Origin of the sequence: Pseudoselenomonas ruminantium (assembly GCF_900113715.1) — a bacterium.
Classification (GTDB): domain Bacteria; phylum Bacillota; class Negativicutes; order Selenomonadales; family Selenomonadaceae; genus Selenomonas_A; species Selenomonas_A caprae.
Genome location: NZ_FOQK01000008.1, coordinates 37377 through 54954 on the forward strand (window position 1 = coordinate 37377; position 17578 = coordinate 54954).

The window sequence follows — 17578 nt, forward strand, 5'->3', positions numbered from 1 at the left end:
CTTTGGAATTAAAATTTTTATAAATATACCCTATTGAAATAACTTGGCAAATGTTGTATTATATCTATGGGAGAACAACAACATGTTGTATATGTTGTTGTAGGCAGAAGGTATAGAGGCGGCAAAAGCGGGAACGTTCGGTTGTTCCCGCTTTTGTATTGCCTGCATTCCTATGCTAAAATAGACATATAGATTTTCTGTAAAGCTGTAATGTAAGGATGAATATACTATGACAAATAAGATTTATGCACTAGTAGGTCCTCATGCATCCGGCAAGGCGACACTCGCCTCACACCTCATGTCCATGGGCATCCATTTCATACCGACATATACGACCTATGTCTTCCCGGAGCGTGGCAAAACGCATCAGAAATCCGAAAGTGCCCACCTCTACCGCAGTGTGAGCCGTGAGGAGTTCAATTCCCTCGACCTCGTCGTGCAGTTCACGCACAAGGGCGATGCCTTCGGCATCCGCAAGGATGACATCCTCAACTCGCTCAAGGACCATCAAATCAGCGTCATGATCCTCGAGGCCAACGGCATCAAGCAGCTCAACAAGCTCATCAAGAAAAAGCTTGCGACCGTCTATCTCATGGTCGACTACGTCGCGCTCATCGATCGCATGCTGAATACCGGCCACACCAACGAAGAGATCAAATACCACCTCCAGTATGCCGAAAACAACAAAGAATTCGACACCTGGAAAATCGCGACCTATGTCATCAAGAACACCGGCACACCGGAAATGGCGCTCGTCCAGCTCCTGTCCATCATGGGGCTCACCACAGTCATCCCGCAAAAGGACTTCAACGCCATGATAAAATGAACAAGGATATCGTAAGCTCCACACCGCTAGATTATCTAGCGGTGTTTTTCATTCTACCTATAGCCAATCACAAACTAGAGCGTTATAATAAAATTGCCGATATCGGCAATTTATATTTCGATATATGTATTTTTTATTGGCTATATTTTGCCGTAAATGGCAAGAAAGGAAGTTGCTATGACTTATCTGTCCGTACAGGAAGCAGCTGAAAAATGGGGCCTTTCAGCGCGCAGCGTGCGAAATTACTGCGCAGCAGGCCGCATTGCCGGTGCCTTTCAGACTGGCCGCAGCTGGAATATCCCTGCTGATGCTCAGCTTCCCCACCGCAAACCACGAACAGGAACAAAGCCGCGTACACTACTGACCATACTCCGGCAGGAAAAAGCCAATCAGCAAAAAGGGGGCATCTACCACCGGATACAGATTGATCTGACCTACAACTCCAATCATATCGAAGGCAGCCGCCTTTCCCACGAAGAAACGCGCTATATCTATGAAACGAATACTATCGGCCAAACGAACAATAGATGCATCAATGTCGATGACATCGTCGAAACCATGAACCACTTCCGTTGCATCGATAGAATCATCGACACAGCCGAAAATCGCATTACCGAAAAAATGATAAAGGAACTCCATCGGCAGCTCAAAAGCGGGACCTCTGACAGCCGCCAAAGCTGGTTCGCCGTCGGCGACTATAAACGCCTTCCCAATGAAGTCGGCGGTAACCCCACCTGTCCTCCCGAGGAAGTAGCCACCAAGATAAAAGAACTGCTAACATGGTACAACGAACGAAAAAACATATCCTTCGACGATTTGCTGGAATTCCATCATCGCTTTGAACAGATTCATCCCTTCCAGGACGGCAATGGCCGCGTCGGCCGCCTCCTTTTATTCAAAGAATGTCTGCATCATAAAATCGTCCCCTTTATCATAACCGACCAGCTAAAACTCTTTTATTACCGCGGATTAGCCAACTGGAAAAACGAAAAAGGCTGGCTTCGCGATACTTGTCTGACTGCACAGGATGCCTTCAAAAAACATCTCGATTATTTTCGTATTTCGTATTGAATTTTACCCTTTTTCTCTTTCAAAAACAGGAGAAAAAGGGTAAAATATTGTATATAGATATATAATATTATCTCATCAAAATAGAGGAAGAGGTTGGCATATGTTCGCAAAATATCTACACCAAAAAGGCGCCATTTTGATTCTGACAGCATTACTGCTTCCTATGCTGATTTGCGGAACAGGATTAGCCGTTGATTTAGGCAATATTTACGTACAAAAAACCCGTCTGCAAAACACAGCAGACGCCGCTGCACTGGCCGGAGCAAAAGCCTATGCCGTCAATAACGAAACGACCAGCAAGCATCCATATGCCAACACAACAGCCAGCCAATATATACAGGGCGACTATCATAATCTTAACACCGATGAACCTATAGCCGAACCAATATATACAGCTGACACCGATAAAAATATCACTCGTTTTCATGTAGAACTTTCCAAGGAAGTTCCGCTTTATTTCCTGAAAATCTTCTACGATAAAGATACATTTACCGTACCAGCAAAAAGCATCGCCGCGATTACCTATAAAGGAACGCCAGCGAATAACAACCCATTCAAGAACCTTTTTACCTTTACCAAGGATTTGAACACCCTGAACGTCATGTCACTCGATCCGAATAATAAGACGATATTTACCACCTTCAATGGCAATATCGTCTATACCAACGGCACAGGTACCAACCAGCCATCCTTCCGGCCCAACACCTTGCAGTATAATGCCAACGATCCGGATGCCAAGGCTTTCTACCCTTCAGAAACAAAAGGCAAACGCGCCAATGACCCGGAAGTAAGCGCCAAAGGCTATAAAGCCCAATACCAAAACCTGAATCTCTATTCCTATGCCAATACACTCAAGGAAAAATATAAAAACACCACCAAATATTCCAATCGGGAATATGACAATTTCTGGCTATCGGCAAACGCAATCAACCAAACCGAATATTATATAAAGAATGCCAATGAAGCTGTCATTGACTTATCGCAAAATACCAATAAAATAAGCAATGATCCTATCCATATTACCGTAGATTCAGCATCGAACCCCAAAATTCGTCTGAACAACAATAGTTCCAACGAAAACCAGCCTATCATTTACACCTATCTGGGAAAAAACGATGTCGTTTTCGAAGGCAGTGGCGGAAGTTTTTACGGCATTATCTATGCACCGTATGCGAGAGTTTTCTGCAACGATAATAATTTCAAATTCTATGGAAGCATTGTCAGTGAAAGCATTCGCCTTGAGGCCAATGGTGCCCAATACCATTTCAAGGATTATACCAAATATCTGCCGCTTTCGGATGACAGCAGCTCTTCCTCTGAAGGCAGCCAAACTACTGGCGATTATACGATTACTCTGGTCTGATTCCCAATCATTTACTGGCACTAAAAAAGTCACGGTCAATCCGTGACTTTTTTATTATGCAATATCATATCTTTTTCGAGGCCATAACGCGCTGCTTCGCCGGCATTCATTTCAATTACTGCCCAGGCTTTTGGGCACCAGGATATTCCTATCCAGGGACGCAAATTCCGGACTACCTTCAGCACGCGGTATTCCTTGTCAATATACACCGCATCAATGCTAAAACGCATAAAGCACATATGAATGCTATTGCAAGGAGCCAGCAATAAGCCTGTACCCCTGGCCAGTTTTTTCCGCCCCATCAGGCCTAGGAAACGCTGCCAAAAAGAATCCGCGATCTCCAGCCGGAGCTGCACATCTTTCTTTCCGCCCACGTCTTTCTCCATCAATCTGCCTCCGCTTACATATTCTTTACGAGGAACAACAGCGTCGGTACCAGTGTCACGACGAATAACGCTGGAAAAATGAACAACACCAGCGGAAAGACAATCTTTACCGGTGCTTTCATGGCTTTCGCCTTTACATACTGCCGCCGCCGTTCCCGGATATTATCCGCCTGATTTTTCAGCGTCTGCCCCATGCTCGTGCCAAGCCGTTCGGCCTGAATCAGCGATGTCATGAATAGCGAAACATCCTGTACCTGACAGCGCTTGGAAACATTGTGCATGGCCGTCCGCCGTACCATGCCCATGCGGATATCCTCCTGCATGCGGCGGCATTCATCGACAAAGGGCCCTTTCATGCGGTCAATGATTTTGCGCATAGACGCATCAAAGGATAAACCGGCCTGAACGCTGACACAAAGCAAATCCAGCACCTCTGGCAGCTGATGCTGGATAGATTCCTGCCGCTTCTGAATCATGATATTGAGCACCACGATAGGCATGGCACCACCCAGCAGGCCGCTAAATACCAGGAACATGATTTTCTGGATTAACGCATAGTGCGCATTCCAGGTCAACATAAGCATCAAGCCCCACATGACCGCCGAGCCTAGCAAGCAGGATAGGATGAATTCATTGACCGTCCAGGCCTTTGCCTTGCCCGCCATAGCGATGCGCGCGGCAATCACCTGATTCATTTCTTTCGGTGCCAGCCTTGTCACAGTCTGTACCAAAGCCCGCAGCAAAGGCTGAACCACACGCTCGACAAAAGGAATTTCGCTGAGTTTCCGCTCCCTAGCCGCTTGCCGGTAAACCGCGCCTTTTTTATCCGCATCATCCTGAATACTCATAATGCGTTTATGGATTTGCGACTGGGGACGGATTTTCTTCTCAATCAGCCCGTATAAAAGCAGGAATATCACAACTGCCAGCGACATGGCAAAGCAAAATATCAGCATCAGAACACACTCCTGTTATAATTCCTGCTATCGCCGCCATCCGGCATGAAGAAATCATCAGGCAGCTCAACGCCATTGAGTTCGAATTTATCGAGGAAGCCCGGCTGAAGCCCCGTCGGCACAAAATGGCCGATAGCCTTACCACTTTCATCAAAGCCGGTCTGCTCATAGCGGAAGATATCCTGCGTCGTGATGGTGTTATCCTCCATATGCTGGACTTCCGTCACGTAGGTAATCTTACGGCTGCCATCGCGGATACGCGACTGCTGGATGATAAGGTCGATAGCTGAGGAAATCTGCTCGCGGATGGCACGCACCGGCAGCTCCAAACCACTCATGAGCACCATCGTCTCCAGACGCGACAAGGCATCACGCGGACTATTGGCATGGGCCGTCGTCAGCGAACCATCATGGCCCGTGTTCATGGCCTGCAGCATGTCGAGTGCCTCGCCGCTTCTGACCTCACCGACAATAATGCGATCGGGACGCATACGCAGAGCATTGCGCACCAAATCGCGAATCGTAATCTGTCCCTTGCCCTCGATATTGGAGGGACGAGACTCCAGCGTCACGACATGCTCCTGCTGCAAGCGCAGCTCAGCCGCATCCTCGATGGTCACGATGCGTTCCTGCTCAGGGATGAAGGATGAGATGACATTGAGCGTCGTCGTCTTACCCGAACCTGTACCGCCCGATACAAGGATATTGATGCGTGCTTTGACACAGGCCCGCAGGAAAAGCGCCATCTTCTCATCCATCGTACCAAAAGAAATCAGATTTTCCACACTAAGTGGCGTCTTCGAAAATTTTCGGATGGTTATGGCCGGACCGACGAGCGAGAGCGGCGGAATGATGATATTGACACGCGAGCCATCCTCAAGGCGGGCATCGACCAAGGGCGAAGACTCATCAATGCGGCGTCCGAGCGGCGTCAGGATACGCTCGACGATATTCATCAGATGCGCATTATCATGGAACTTCACATCGGTAAGCTCCAGCTTGCCGAGACGCTCGACGAATACCTTCTTCGGGCCATTGACCATGACCTCGGTGATGGAATCATCATTGAGCAGCGACTGGATAGGGCCAAGACCCAGCATCTCATCCTGGATATCGGCAATCAGATGATGGATTTCGCCGCGCGGTACCGCAAATGGCTCCTCATCCATGACCTCTTTGCAGTATTTATGGATAACCGCCTCGACCTGCCGCGCATCCTGGCTAACGGAGGAGAGCACGACCTGCTCCTCCGGCGTCATCTCCTCGACGATGCGCTGATGGATACGATGCTTGATATTCTGATAGGAAACTTCCTCGGCCATTTCCTGGCTTTCGTCATGCGAAGCGAAAATCATGACCTGTTTATTTTTCCCATCCATGCGCCCTAGGCGCGATAATAATGACATCGTATCTCAACTCCCGCATTTATATTAACTAAATCTCTTAGTTATTTACTGTTTTTTTTCTTGATACATTTGATATTTTATCGAAAATGTATCCATTGTATTAAAAAAGTTACTAAAAACTTTTCCTAATGTATTTTTTTTATTTAATTTTGCATGGATAACCACTTGAACATTGCGAACAGAATTTAAATCTTTTGCTTTCTTACCACTTTTATCTACAGGATATATTGAAAAATCTGATTCATTTTGAGGGTCAAACTCATATAAACTCGTATGCAAAGCCCCCTTGTATAAATCGCTTTCTTCTTTTTTCGTATTAGCGTATGCCTTGTTAAGCTGCGATATATCCGCACTGTTCGATGCACTAACACTTGCCTGTCTTGCACTGCTACGTGCCATATTCGATAACATCATATAATCTTTAAATAATAATCCCGCATAAATAATACCAAATAGAAAAACAAAAAAAAGTGGGAGTATCAAAGCAAACTCCATTACAGATTGACCTTTTTGGAATTTCATCATACTCCCCCTTAATATTCTAACCTTGATAATTATCTTTGCAATTATCCTTACGCACCAAATAAACCTGACAAGCTAGTAAATACAGCTTTTACCTTTGTCTGAAGATCTCCGCCACTACCAATAGCAGCAGCAACTACTACAACAAATGCCAAAATCAAGGCGTATTCCATAATCCCCTGACCTTTTTCGCTAGCATAGCGAACCTTCAGATACTCAAGAATCTCCATCATAATATAATTCCTCCTCTAAAAAAATAAAATAGATTTATGTTAATCCATTTAAGGATAAACAACAAATTATATCTTAATATCTACAATTTTGCGAATAACAAAGAAACCAATAACTTCAAATACTATTGCTCCTATCATAGCAATTTGACCAGCAGTTTCTTCAAATAAAGGTTTTAAATAATTTGGATTTATAAGCATTAAAATTCCAGCCAATGCAATTGGCAAAACCCCAAGAACTATTCCTGATAATCTTCCCTGCGCCGTAAGTGCCATTACCTCACGCCGCATGCGGATGCGTTCCTGTATCGTCTCGCTGATAGTGTCGAGGATCTGCGCCAGATTACCGCCGACCTGCCGTTGAATCAGCACGGCCGTTACCACCAGCTCGAAATCCGGGCTTTTGACGCGCTTTTGCATATTCTCGAGTGCTGTATCGAGCGTCGCGCCGACGTTCACCTCATTGACGACTTTCTGTACCTCGCGGCCGATTGGCGCATCCATTTCCCGCGCAATCAGCTCGAAGGCCTGCATGAAACTGAATCCGGCGCGCAGGGCATTCGCCACCATGGTGAGCATATCACCGAGCTGGTTGGTGAAGGCCTTCTGCCGCCTTTTTATGTATATATCCAGGAACATAAGTCCCACAATCACTCCGGCTATGCCCGCCGCTAAAGCTATCCACGGTTTTAGCGTGGCCGCCAGAGTGATGATGCCGCACAGGACACCGAAAATCACGAGCATGACCTCGTATTCGGAGCCCAGAAGCGGCCAATCTGCCTGCTGCATCTTCATATCCATCCGTTTTTCCTTCTGGATGCTTTGCAGCTTCATCGCGATCCTATGGACCACATCGCGGAACTTTCCCTTCATGGCAGCACTGCGCTTCTTGCGGAGCTGCTGCTGGCGCAGCTTTACAGCACTGCCCGAGAAATATTCCATGCGATTGACGATATTCTTATGCTCACGCGCCTTGATGCGCAGCAGCAGCAGGAAAAACGCCAGACATAGGATTGTCACCAATATTGCCAGTAGAAACCTCATGATGCCGACCACCTTATCCTATGGCCGCGGCCAGTGATTTCATCGGCCAGACGATCCACGCTCTGCGCGAGGGGACTGTCCGGACGGATATCGGTGGCCATCTTGCCATTATCCGCAGCATCGGAGACGATGCCGTATTCGTTCGGGATAATGGCCGTTACCGGATAGCCGAGCTGGCGCGCCAGCTCCCGTTGGGACTGGCTGTTGCACGGCTCGACCCGCGTGAAGATGGCCTTTACCCGCTCTTCATAATCCTCCCAGTCCTTGAATATCTCCAAGGCCCGCTTCATATGGTCGATTTCGTAGGCATCATTGATCATGCTGACCAAGAAGGTCGTATTCGACTGTTCCGCCGCCGCAATACTCGTCGGATTGAACCCTGGCGGTACATCGATAAGCAAATAACGGAACAGGCTGCGGCTCATGCTGATGATATTCTCGAACCGGCGGATCGATACCTTGTCGATAAGATTCGGCGTCGCCGTGCCGCAAAGCACGCTGACATTCTGCATGACCGGCATAAAGTAGGGATGCAAAGTGACGGGGGACAGGAACTTGGCATCGCGCGCCGCCTCGACAATGGTCGTCTTAGGTGCGAGATTGAAAAATACCGACATATCGCCGAATTGCAAATCCGCATCGATGATGCCGACCTGCTCATGCGTCTTGCGGGCTAGTGCTGTGGCCAAATTGGCAATCAGTGTCGTCTTGCCGCTCTTTCCCTTGGGGCTGAAGAATACCAACGTCTCACAGCCAGCCTCCGTGCCGAGCTTGACGAAAGTATCGACCGCTTCCTGCAGCTCCAGCCCTGTGAATGGCTTGATGATATAGCCGCGGGCGCCAGCCTGGACGATATGACTGGCGCTTTCGGCCTTCCATTTCTCGCCCATGCAGAGGATAGCTGCTTTCGGATACACTTTCAAAAAGTCAGCAATCAAGGCCACAGAATTCTGCTCCTCGATATCGAGCAGGATAAGATTCGGATTGAATATGGTTCCCTGTCCGAGCGCATCGCTGATTGATTGGTAGCGAGCTACCAGTTCAAAGCCATTCGTGCCCTGCACGACCTGCGTGAGCTTTTCCAGCATCAGGCGATTACGCTCTACCAGCATAACGCGATTTCCCATGTACGTCCCTCCTTCCTCCTGTAATATCAGCTAAAAATCCTGCTAAGCCAGGACTCCCCGGCTTCCTCAGCATCATCCTCTTCAAAATCCATCTGCCCTTGATTCGTATAGCGCAGGACCAAGTCGCGCAAGGCCTCGCCGAGCTCCGTGTGCTCCTGTTTGAGTACCAGCGGGATACCATCCTTGATGGACTGGCTGGCCGCCCGGAAATCGTTTGGCAGGATATGGTAGAACTCCTCGCCAAGCAGCTTCTCCACATCATCGATGCTGATGCGCGTCTTGGCATTGCTACGGTTGAGCACAAGGCGCAGTTTCTGCCGGTCATAATTGAGTTCATTGAGCGTATTCCGGCCAATCTTCATATTCTTGATGGTTGGAATGAAATCCACGATACCGAGGAATGTCACGATGGTCGACATATCCAGCAAATCGAGATTGAGTACGCTGAACATCGAAGTCGTATCGACGATGACATAATCGAATTTCAGCTGCAGCTGACGGATAACCTTGATGGCATATTCCGTCTTGATGTTATAAGCCTCTTCAAGCTTCCGCGGGGCAGCCATGACATAGAACAGGACACCGCGATACTCATAAGGTGTCAGATATTCCTCCACATGGCAGGCATCGCCCTGCAGAGTGAAGCCGCGCTGCACATCCGCAATCGTATTTTTCGGCAGCAGCTGCAAATAGTTGCAGACATCGCCAAACTGCAAGTCATAGTCCACCAGGCAAACGCTTTTCCCCTGCCTTGCAAGCTCCGAGGCCATATTGCAGCTGATAAGCGTCTTGCCTACGGCCGAGGCCGTACTGAAGAAAGTAATGACAACGCCATTGACTTCTTTTTCTAATTCCAGCATTACCGCTGCTCCTTTCTGCTTGGCTTATTTCTGCACCTGATCCGGTGGCAGGATGTTATCGAGAGATACGCTACCCGCAGTATTTGCTTTAGCATTTTCCTCTTTTATCGCTTTATAACGTTCTAAGAAAGATGGTTTATTCGCTTTCTGCTTGAGCTTTTCCGCCTTTAATTTCTCTTCTCTTTCTTTTTCAGCCTTTATCTCAGAATCTTTCTTGGGAATCGCACCATTCAAGTCAACATTATGCAATGTGTCATATTCCCGGCGAGAATCAATATAAGCATCCTGCATATATTCCGACATATGCGCTTTCGTCGTCTCATTGACTACACGCGGCGTCAGCAGAATCATGATTTCTGAGTTATCATTCGTATTGTAATGATACTTGAAAAGTTCTCCCAACACAGGAATATCACCGAGCAAAGGAACTTTCTGCGTAACTTTAGTTTCTTCCGAATTCAAGAGGCCACCAATGACCATAGTCATTCCCGAAGGGATATTTACCATGGTATTGGCAGAACGCGTAGTCACACCTGGAATATTTATCCCATTTGCTGTGACAGCGTTCGACCAATCCAACCGGCTGACCGACGCTACAACCTCTGATGTGATATTGCCATTGTTATCTACTTTGGGAGACAACAAGTTCAGCTCAATACCATAGTTCTTGTACTCTACAGATATACCACCATCACTCCCTCCCTGTTTGACAGGAATTGGTATCTGTCCGCCGACCAAGATTGAGGCATTCTTGCCACTCATCGTCGTGATATTCGGACGTGAGATAATCCGTGCTCTACCGGTCTGAACTAAGGCAAAAATCTGCGCATTGATCTGAGAAAAATGCGTATACAGCCAGTTACGCGTGAACCAGTTGCTTCCTTTTTCGCGCTGCTGTCCATATGATTCACCAATATAGAACTGCCCTATACCACCTAAGTGTACATTCGAATTCGAGGTCTTACTGCTCATTGTATAGGATTCAGCTCTGTTTCTTGCAGCAGACACCCCCGCAGAACCGGAGAGATTATAACTCGAACCAGAGTTTGTAGTAGTTTTATTACTAGTACCACTCGTACCAGAACTTTGACTGTTACTTTCACTGCCACTCATGCCTGCATTCCCGTTCAAACTTGCACTTCCATTCATGCTATTTCCACGGGAATTGGTAGACTCACTTGACGTCCCTGCTGAATTGCTTTGTGACGGGTCAAGCGATGCATATTGCAGGCCAATCTTCTTGGCATCGTTGGAATTTATCTCGATGACCAAAGCCTCGAGATTGATTTGGTCAGGATTCATCATTTCCAGCAAGTTGACCACGCGATTGCTGGTATCCAGCGACTCTTCCAGTTTATAGGAACTATCCATCCCCGCAATGCTATTCGACGTCTTGCGGTCTACCTGCTTGGTATTGTTGACCGCATCATCGGCAATATACAGGCAGGCTATCTTATACGCCAGTTCCTTTTCATACTGGTTCTGTACCCGCCCTTTGAGCAGGACACGGTCGCCGACCATTGTTACCTCCACATGCGGCAAGTCGATGGCCTTCTGGATGATGGCCGCCAGGCCCTTGTCCTCTTTCGATACCGTCACGCTGTATTCCTGACGCATACCATTCTGTGTCCAGATATTGAGCGTCGTCGTTCCCGGTTTGAATGCCACGACATTCAAGGCACTGGCGCCGAGTATCTTGACATCAGCGATTTCCGGATTCGCTACGGCTACGCGGGTAATGGCGCTGCCTGTATTCATGTAGTACGACTGATTCACCCCGAGCCAGATTGGCTGGACATAGGCATAAGCTGGTGCCGGCGCGATAGCGGCGGCCGTCACAGTAGTAAGACCGAGGGTGAAAGCTGTTTTCCACTGTTTCATCTGCTTAGTTTACCCCCACTCTGCTTGATTTGACACCGCGTATGACTTCAATGCCCGTTCCATAGCTTGGCGCTGCTGCAGCTTTCGCCGGCGCTGGCGCAGGGGCCGGTGCTGGGGCAGCAGCGACAGGACGTGCTGCCGCCGCTGCAGGTGCCGCAGCTTGCGGCGCAGGGGATGCCTCGCGCTTGTCGCCAGGCATATAGAAATCCTTGTCAAGGGTAAAGATATCCGTCGGATTATACGGACGCAAAGCCAGATAGATCGTGCCCTTCTGCGAAGCCACTGCCAGTTTCAGCGCCTCATTGAGGGGCAGAGCCAGCGTAGCCGTAGCCATCGCGTCTTTTGCCCCCTCGATGTTACCTTCGCTCTTATCCTTCGATTTGTCCTTCGGATCGTCTTTTTTGTCGTCGTCCTTCACCGCCTGCTCGCCGGTCTTATTTATGCCCAGCAAGAGGACGTTCTGCATCAGCACTTCGCCCTTTAGTCCGTCTTCCTTCTTGCCGCTGACCACCATGATATCGACATAGTCGCCAGCCTTGGCAAAGCCCGATACACCTGTTATATCCGTGATAGCTACGGATACCGCCCGACAGTTAGGTGGAATCGTTCCCGTAAAACCTGCCATGCGCACATCGGTATAGACTTTCTTATCCGTCACGATATCGCCCTGCTGGATTGCCGCACAGGTTGGGCGGTCAGCCGCCTCCGACACCTCGCTAAACGCTCCTGTTGGTGCAATATCTGCAGGAACTTCGATTACCTTGAGCATTTCCTCCTTGAGGATCGTACGCTCTGGTATATCCTGCTTTGCTACTACTACTTTTACCTTGATTTCTTTGGCCGCACTTTCCGCATTGGAATCCACTCCTGATAACGAAAAGAATACGAACAATCCCATCATACAGCTGAACATGACCGCCATGATAACCCATTGCCGGTAAGTGATCTTGTCCAGTAAATCCTTGAAATTCCCCGATGAATTCGGCATTTTCAACATCTACAACAATCTCCCTGTCATGAATAAGTAGTTCAAAAGTCCTTTATTTATTATTAATCTTGCTCTAATAACATTATGAGTATATCATAATTCTTATCATTGTAAAATGTTTTTTTCAGAATTCTTTTGTTTCTTTTTCTTTCATAGGAGAATTTTTGTCCTTATAAGATGTTATTTTTCACAAAAAATGTATTTTTATAAAAAATTTCGCCATATAATCAAATTTCTCTGGCTATTCCCTTGTGTTTAGTCGTATACTGATTATAGATGGATTAATATTTCATGAGATAGGATAGTGAGACTATGAACACCTTGCTTTTGACCATTATGACTATTATCCTAGCTGTTTTCGGCAGTATCGCCGGCAACCGCTGGCTGGCGAAGCTCTATGCGAAATCGTCTGCCATCCTGAGCTATCCTGCGGCCGTAGCGAGCCGCAGCCATATCCGCGAGCATTACCTTGCGCCTCTCCTGGCGTTCCTGTTCACCTTCACAGCCCTGCAGCACGCAGATCTCATGCCCTTGCGGCTGTATTTCCTGCTTAGCTTTGAATATTTCCTCATTCTCTATACATTTTCAGATTTCGAGCAGGAAGTCATTTTTGACGATATGCTGCTGCCCTTTGCCATCTTCGGTGCACTCTATACCACGATGCTTGGCCTGCCGCTCCTTGACCATGTGCTGGCCGCTGTGGCAGGCGGTGCTGTCTTCCTGCTGCTGGCAGTGCTCACCCGCGGCGGCATCGGCGGCGGCGATATCAAGCTGATTACCGCTCTCGGGCTCTGGCTGGGATCTGATGCCCTGCTGGGCGTAGTTGCCGCGGGTCTCGTCCTCGGCGGCATCGCCGCCCTGCTGCTGCTCATCACCGGCAAGAAGAAACGCGGTGAGTACTTCGCCTATGGCCCCTGCTTCACCATAATCGCCCTGCTTGCCGCCCTGTCATGATTGCCAAAACGAAAAAGGCTGGGCCGGAAGTTCCTTGACTTCCGGCCCAGCCTTTTATTTATACGTTTTTCTCCAATCAGCCTTTTCAGCCTACCCGCATATCTCTGGCCTGCTGGCGCAGCAGAGCGATGCGCTCACTGGTGTCAGGGTGCGTGCTGAACAGGTTAGCCAGCGTCTTGCCTGCACCCTTGAGCGGGTTGATGATGAACATATGCGCCGTTGCCGGGCTGGCATCCTGCATCGGACGCGCATGCGTTGCATAATACTCGATCTTCTCCAGACCATCAGCCAGGAAGTTCGGGTTGCCGCAGATTTCAGCACCATCGTGATCAGCCTCGTACTCACGCGAACGGCTGATAGCCATCTGGATCAGCATGGCCGCAATCGGTGCCAGGATGATCGTGGCAACTGCCGCCAGCGGGTTGCTGCTCTCCTCGTCATCCGAGCGGCCGCCGAAGAAGGCCATGAACTGGGCAGCATAGGTGATGACCGTAGCCATCATGGCAGCAATCGTCGACGTCAGGATATCGCGGTTCTTGACATGAGCCAGCTCATGGCCGATGACGCCCGAGAGCTCATTGTAGTCGAGGGCATTCATGATGCCCGTGGTAACGGCGACAGCTGCATGATCCGGGTTGCGACCCGTAGCGAAAGCATTCGGCACATCAGAATTGATGATGCAGACCTTCGGCATCGGCAGGTTGGCATTGCCTGCCAGTCTCTCTACCAAGCCATAGAGCTGCGGTGCCTCCTCGCGGGTCACTTCCTGCGCATTATAGGCTTTGAGCACCATGGAATCGCTGAACCAGTAAGAAAAGAAATTCATGCCCAGCGATACAATCAGCATGAACATGAGGCCCGTCTTGCCGCCCAACATACCGCCAATGAACATCATGATGGCGGCCATCAGTACCATCAGTAAAAGGGTTTTGAGGTTATTCATAGTTGTCACTCCTCTTTATTTCTTGTTTCTATGATTGATATACCAGCCGATGCCCAGAACGGCAGCGACAAATACGATTTTGAGCACGAGTGCATAAGGCAGGAGATAGACGCCCAGGGCCTTGTCTCCGACCATCAGAGCCGCTGCCGTCCAGCCGAGGATGGCGGCACCGCCATAGATGAGCGCCGGCACTTTGAGCATGATCATCAGGAAGAACTGCGCGCCAAACAGCACGATAGGGATCGAGATCAGCAGACCGCAGATGATAAGGCTCCATTTGCCATCCGGGACGGTATTGGCCACGCCAGCCAGCGACAGGATGTTGTCGATGCTCATGATGAAATCCGCAATCAGGATTGTCCGTATCGCTGCACCAAAGCTTGCAGGCGCCTCGCCATCCTCCTTGTTCTCCCCCTTGTGGTCAGTCACGAGCTTCACCGCGATGTAGAGCAGCGCAGCACCGCCGATGAACTCGATATAAGGGGCCGCGAGCACGCTCGTGGCTCCCAGCGTACAGAGAATGCGGATGAGCACCGCACCAAGACCACCGACCAGTATCGCCTTCTTGCGATTGTGATGCGGCAGGTTCTTGCACGCCAGCGCGATCAAGATAGCATTGTCACCGGATAACAGCAGATCCAGCAGCAAGATTCCCGACAGTGCAGCAAACCATTCGGGACTGAACATCCCCGCTAGTAGATTTTCCATATCGTCCTTTACAACTCCTTCTTTTTCATACAAAAAGACCTTGTCCCACACGCCGCCCGCAGGCCACCTGTAAGACAAGGTCTTGCTTACTAATCTTAGCCGGCCATACCGGGTGCCATGCACCGTATTGACGATATCTGACCGTTCAGCTACTCCCCTTGTGGAAGTATTCTTTTGTTTGGCTATGGATATAATATAGCATAGCTCTACTGACTTTACAAGTGATAAATATCAAAAAGTCAGATTATATTTTGATTAGATGTCGAGATTGCGCACGAGCTTGGCGTTCTCCTCGATGAACTGGCGGCGCGGTTCGACCTTGTCGCCCATGAGGATCGTAAACAGCTCATCCGCAGCCTCGGCGTCCTCCATGTCGACGCGCAGCATCGTGCGGGTCGCAGGATCCATCGTCGTCTCCCAAAGCTGCTCTGGGTTCATCTCGCCCAGACCTTTGTAGCGCTGTACCGTCGTGCCATCGCGGCCAACCTCGTCGAGCTTCTTGGCCAGCTCTTCATCGCTGTAAGTATACCAATGCTTCTTAGCCTTGCGGATCTGATAGAGCGGCGGCTGGGCGATGAACACATGGCCATGCTCGATCAGCGGCTTCATGTAGCGGTAGAGGAAGGTCAGGAGCAGCGTGCGGATATGCGCGCCGTCGACATCGGCATCTGTCATGAGGATGATCTTGCCATAGCGGCGCTTCGCGATATCGAAATCCTCGCTGATGCCCGTGCCAAACGCCGTGATCATCGTACGGATTTCGGCATTGGCGAAAATCTTGTCGAGACGTGCTTTCTCGACGTTCAGGATCTTACCGCGCAACGGCAGGATAGCCTGGAAGCGGCGGTCGCGGCCCTGTTTAGCCGAGCCGCCTGCCGAATCACCCTCGACGAGGTAGATTTCGGCCTGTTCCGGGTCTTTTACCGAGCAGTCTGCCAGCTTGCCTGGCAGGCTCGATACCTCCAGCGCATTCTTGCGGCGCGTGAGCTCACGGGCCTTGCGGGCGGCTTCACGCGCCCGCGCTGCCATGATGGCCTTCTCGATGACCTTCTTCGTGATGACCGGGTTCTCCTCGAAATACTCCGAGAGCCCCTCCGTCACGATACTGTCGACGATACCACGGACCTCGCTGTTGCCGAGCTTCGTCTTCGTCTGGCCTTCGAACTGCGGCTCGCGAATCTTGAGGCTGATGACGCAGGTCAGACCCTCGCGGACATCATCACCCGAGAGGTTGCCGTCCTTATCCTTGAGGATGCCCTGCTTGCGCGCGAAGTCATTGGCCGCACGCGTAAGCGCAAGCTTGAAGCCTGCCAGATGCGTGCCGCCCTCCTCGGTATTGATGTTATTGACAAAGGAGTAGATATTCTCCTGATAGCTGTCGTTGTACTGCAGAGCGACCTCGACCACCGTATCATCCTTCGAGCCATTGAAATAGATCGGCTGCGGATTGATTTTCTCCTTCTTGCGGTTGAGATGCTCGACAAAGGAACTGATGCCGCCCTCGAAATGGAACGTCTCCGAGCGCAGTTCCTCGCCGCGCGCATCGTGCAGGGCAATCGTGATGCCGTGGTTGAGGAACGCCAGCTCACGCAGGCGGTGGCGCAGCGTCTCATAGCTGTACGTCGTGACCGAGAAGATCTCCGGATCCGGGACGAAATGGACGCGCGTCCCCGTCACTTCCGTGTCTCCCGTGACGGTCAGCGGCTGCGTCGTGACACCGCGTTCGAATGCGATTTCATGGATCTTGCCATCGCGCTTTACCTGGACATCCATCGATGTCGACAGCGCGTTTACGACCGAGACGCCGACGCCATGCAGGCCGCCCGACACCTTGTAGCCATCGCCGCCGAATTTACCGCCGGCATGCAGCACCGTCAGAACGACCTCGACGGCCGGCATGCCGCTTTCGTGCATATCGACGGGGATACCGCGGCCGTTATCGACTACCGTGATGCTGTTGTCCTTGTTGATGGTGACATCGATATGGTCACAGAAGCCAGCCAAGGCCTCATCGATGGAGTTATCGACGACCTCGTAGACGAGATGGTGCAGGCCGCGCTCCGACGTGCTGCCGATATACATGCCTGGACGCATGCGTACAGCCTCCAGACCCTCAAGGATCTGGATCTGTTCAGCGCCATAGTCAGCGTCGACAGCCGTCACGGCCGCGCTTTCCTCATCCGTATGGATTTCGACACCGGTCGTATCGAGGTCCTTGTCTGCAAACTCATCGACAACAGGCTGTTCCTCTGCCGGAGTCAGGTCAATTACTTTCGTTTCCTTGTCATTTGCCATGAAAATCCTACGCTCCCA

The 17578-nt window shown here is 50.0% G+C and carries 17 protein-coding genes; 4 read left to right on the forward strand and 13 right to left on the reverse strand.

Annotated elements, in window-relative coordinates; translation table 11 throughout:
• Window positions 1–229 precede the first annotated feature (229 nt).
• The 3 genes from BM181_RS05635 to BM181_RS05645 all read left to right on the forward strand — a co-directional run bounded on the left by BM181_RS05635 (window position 230) and on the right by BM181_RS05645 (window position 3260).
• Window positions 230–826 (forward strand): hypothetical protein, encoded by a 597-nt coding sequence (locus BM181_RS05635; RefSeq protein WP_075442827.1) that lies wholly within the window; start codon window positions 230–232, stop codon window positions 824–826.
• 177 nt (window positions 827–1003) lie between these two features.
• Window positions 1004–1897: a Fic family protein gene (locus BM181_RS05640; RefSeq protein ID WP_075442828.1), complete on the forward strand. Its 894-nt coding sequence runs from the start codon at window positions 1004–1006 to the stop codon at window positions 1895–1897.
• Between the two features lie 100 nt (window positions 1898–1997).
• The gene (locus BM181_RS05645) at window positions 1998–3260 is read left to right on the forward strand and encodes a pilus assembly protein TadG-related protein (protein ID WP_075442829.1); all 1263 of its coding nucleotides are present in this window, start codon (window positions 1998–2000) and stop codon (window positions 3258–3260) included.
• Window positions 3261–3295: 35 nt separating this feature from the next.
• On the opposite strand, the gene BM181_RS05650 is transcribed toward BM181_RS05645, so the two are convergent.
• From BM181_RS05650 to cpaB, 10 genes are all read right to left on the reverse strand, one after another.
• The gene (locus BM181_RS05650; RefSeq protein WP_075442830.1) at window positions 3296–3646 is read right to left on the reverse strand and encodes a DUF192 domain-containing protein; all 351 of its coding nucleotides are present in this window, start codon (window positions 3644–3646) and stop codon (window positions 3296–3298) included.
• A 14-nt stretch (window positions 3647–3660) separates the two neighbouring features.
• A complete protein-coding gene (locus tag BM181_RS05655) occupies window positions 3661–4602 on the reverse strand; it encodes a type II secretion system F family protein (RefSeq protein WP_075442831.1) in 942 nt (313 codons plus the stop codon).
• Window positions 4602–6008 carry a TadA family conjugal transfer-associated ATPase gene (locus BM181_RS05660; RefSeq protein ID WP_075442832.1) on the reverse strand — a complete coding sequence of 469 codons (1407 nt, stop codon included), beginning with the start codon at window positions 6006–6008 and terminating at the stop codon, window positions 4602–4604. The genes BM181_RS05655 and BM181_RS05660 overlap by 1 nt, the downstream gene beginning before the upstream one ends.
• A 45-nt stretch (window positions 6009–6053) precedes the next feature.
• Window positions 6054–6533: a TadE family protein gene (locus BM181_RS05665; RefSeq protein WP_082336190.1), complete on the reverse strand. Its 480-nt coding sequence runs from the start codon at window positions 6531–6533 to the stop codon at window positions 6054–6056.
• Window positions 6534–6580: 47 nt separating this feature from the next.
• A complete protein-coding gene (locus BM181_RS05670) occupies window positions 6581–6763 on the reverse strand; it encodes a pilin protein (protein ID WP_075442834.1) in 183 nt (60 codons plus the stop codon).
• A gap of 66 nt (window positions 6764–6829) precedes the next feature.
• Window positions 6830–7804 carry a type II secretion system F family protein gene (locus BM181_RS05675; protein WP_075442835.1) on the reverse strand — a complete coding sequence of 325 codons (975 nt, stop codon included), beginning with the start codon at window positions 7802–7804 and terminating at the stop codon, window positions 6830–6832.
• Window positions 7801–8931 carry a CpaE/TadZ family protein gene (locus tag BM181_RS05680; protein WP_075442836.1) on the reverse strand — a complete coding sequence of 377 codons (1131 nt, stop codon included), beginning with the start codon at window positions 8929–8931 and terminating at the stop codon, window positions 7801–7803. The genes BM181_RS05675 and BM181_RS05680 overlap by 4 nt, the downstream gene beginning before the upstream one ends.
• 26 nt (window positions 8932–8957) lie before the next feature.
• A complete protein-coding gene (locus BM181_RS05685) occupies window positions 8958–9791 on the reverse strand; it encodes a CpaE/TadZ family protein (protein ID WP_075442837.1) in 834 nt (277 codons plus the stop codon).
• Window positions 9792–9815: 24 nt separating this feature from the next.
• Window positions 9816–11672 carry a type II and III secretion system protein family protein gene (locus tag BM181_RS05690; protein ID WP_075442838.1) on the reverse strand — a complete coding sequence of 619 codons (1857 nt, stop codon included), beginning with the start codon at window positions 11670–11672 and terminating at the stop codon, window positions 9816–9818.
• A gap of 4 nt (window positions 11673–11676) precedes the next feature.
• Window positions 11677–12669 (reverse strand): Flp pilus assembly protein CpaB, encoded by a 993-nt coding sequence (gene cpaB, locus BM181_RS05695; RefSeq protein ID WP_256211308.1) that lies wholly within the window; start codon window positions 12667–12669, stop codon window positions 11677–11679.
• A 303-nt stretch (window positions 12670–12972) separates the two neighbouring features.
• On the opposite strand from cpaB, the gene BM181_RS05700 reads away from it, so the two are divergent.
• Window positions 12973–13614 carry a prepilin peptidase gene (locus BM181_RS05700; protein WP_143092118.1) on the forward strand — a complete coding sequence of 214 codons (642 nt, stop codon included), beginning with the start codon at window positions 12973–12975 and terminating at the stop codon, window positions 13612–13614.
• Between the two features lie 85 nt (window positions 13615–13699).
• Here BM181_RS05700 and htpX read toward each other — a convergent pair whose 3' ends face one another.
• From htpX to gyrB, 3 genes are all read right to left on the reverse strand, one after another.
• Window positions 13700–14557 (reverse strand): zinc metalloprotease HtpX, encoded by an 858-nt coding sequence (gene htpX, locus BM181_RS05705; RefSeq protein ID WP_075442839.1) that lies wholly within the window; start codon window positions 14555–14557, stop codon window positions 13700–13702.
• 15 nt (window positions 14558–14572) lie between these two features.
• Window positions 14573–15265 (reverse strand): YjbE family putative metal transport protein, encoded by a 693-nt coding sequence (locus tag BM181_RS05710; protein ID WP_075442891.1) that lies wholly within the window; start codon window positions 15263–15265, stop codon window positions 14573–14575.
• 255 nt (window positions 15266–15520) lie between these two features.
• Window positions 15521–17560 (reverse strand): DNA topoisomerase (ATP-hydrolyzing) subunit B, encoded by a 2040-nt coding sequence (gyrB, locus tag BM181_RS05715; protein ID WP_075442840.1) that lies wholly within the window; start codon window positions 17558–17560, stop codon window positions 15521–15523.
• Between the last annotated feature and the right edge of the window lie 18 nt (window positions 17561–17578).

Coding starts and splice junctions, on each gene's coding strand:
- BM181_RS05710 (WP_075442891.1), bottom strand. CDS start 15,265: ATGGAAAATCTACTAGCGGGGATGTTCAGTCCCGAATGGTTTGCTGCA.
- gyrB (WP_075442840.1), bottom strand. CDS start 17,560: ATGGCAAATGACAAGGAAACGAAAGTAATTGACCTGACTCCGGCAGAG.
- cpaB (WP_256211308.1), bottom strand. CDS start 12,669: ATGTTGAAAATGCCGAATTCATCGGGGAATTTCAAGGATTTACTGGAC.
- BM181_RS05635 (WP_075442827.1), top strand. CDS start 230: ATGACAAATAAGATTTATGCACTAGTAGGTCCTCATGCATCCGGCAAG.
- BM181_RS05685 (WP_075442837.1), bottom strand. CDS start 9,791: ATGCTGGAATTAGAAAAAGAAGTCAATGGCGTTGTCATTACTTTCTTC.
- BM181_RS05650 (WP_075442830.1), bottom strand. CDS start 3,646: ATGGAGAAAGACGTGGGCGGAAAGAAAGATGTGCAGCTCCGGCTGGAG.
- BM181_RS05645 (WP_075442829.1), top strand. CDS start 1,998: ATGTTCGCAAAATATCTACACCAAAAAGGCGCCATTTTGATTCTGACA.
- BM181_RS05690 (WP_075442838.1), bottom strand. CDS start 11,672: ATGAAACAGTGGAAAACAGCTTTCACCCTCGGTCTTACTACTGTGACG.
- BM181_RS05665 (WP_082336190.1), bottom strand. CDS start 6,533: ATGATGAAATTCCAAAAAGGTCAATCTGTAATGGAGTTTGCTTTGATA.
- BM181_RS05670 (WP_075442834.1), bottom strand. CDS start 6,763: ATGATGGAGATTCTTGAGTATCTGAAGGTTCGCTATGCTAGCGAAAAA.
- BM181_RS05660 (WP_075442832.1), bottom strand. CDS start 6,008: ATGTCATTATTATCGCGCCTAGGGCGCATGGATGGGAAAAATAAACAG.
- BM181_RS05640 (WP_075442828.1), top strand. CDS start 1,004: ATGACTTATCTGTCCGTACAGGAAGCAGCTGAAAAATGGGGCCTTTCA.
- BM181_RS05675 (WP_075442835.1), bottom strand. CDS start 7,804: ATGAGGTTTCTACTGGCAATATTGGTGACAATCCTATGTCTGGCGTTT.
- BM181_RS05700 (WP_143092118.1), top strand. CDS start 12,973: ATGAACACCTTGCTTTTGACCATTATGACTATTATCCTAGCTGTTTTC.
- htpX (WP_075442839.1), bottom strand. CDS start 14,557: ATGAATAACCTCAAAACCCTTTTACTGATGGTACTGATGGCCGCCATC.
- BM181_RS05655 (WP_075442831.1), bottom strand. CDS start 4,602: ATGCTGATATTTTGCTTTGCCATGTCGCTGGCAGTTGTGATATTCCTG.
- BM181_RS05680 (WP_075442836.1), bottom strand. CDS start 8,931: ATGGGAAATCGCGTTATGCTGGTAGAGCGTAATCGCCTGATGCTGGAA.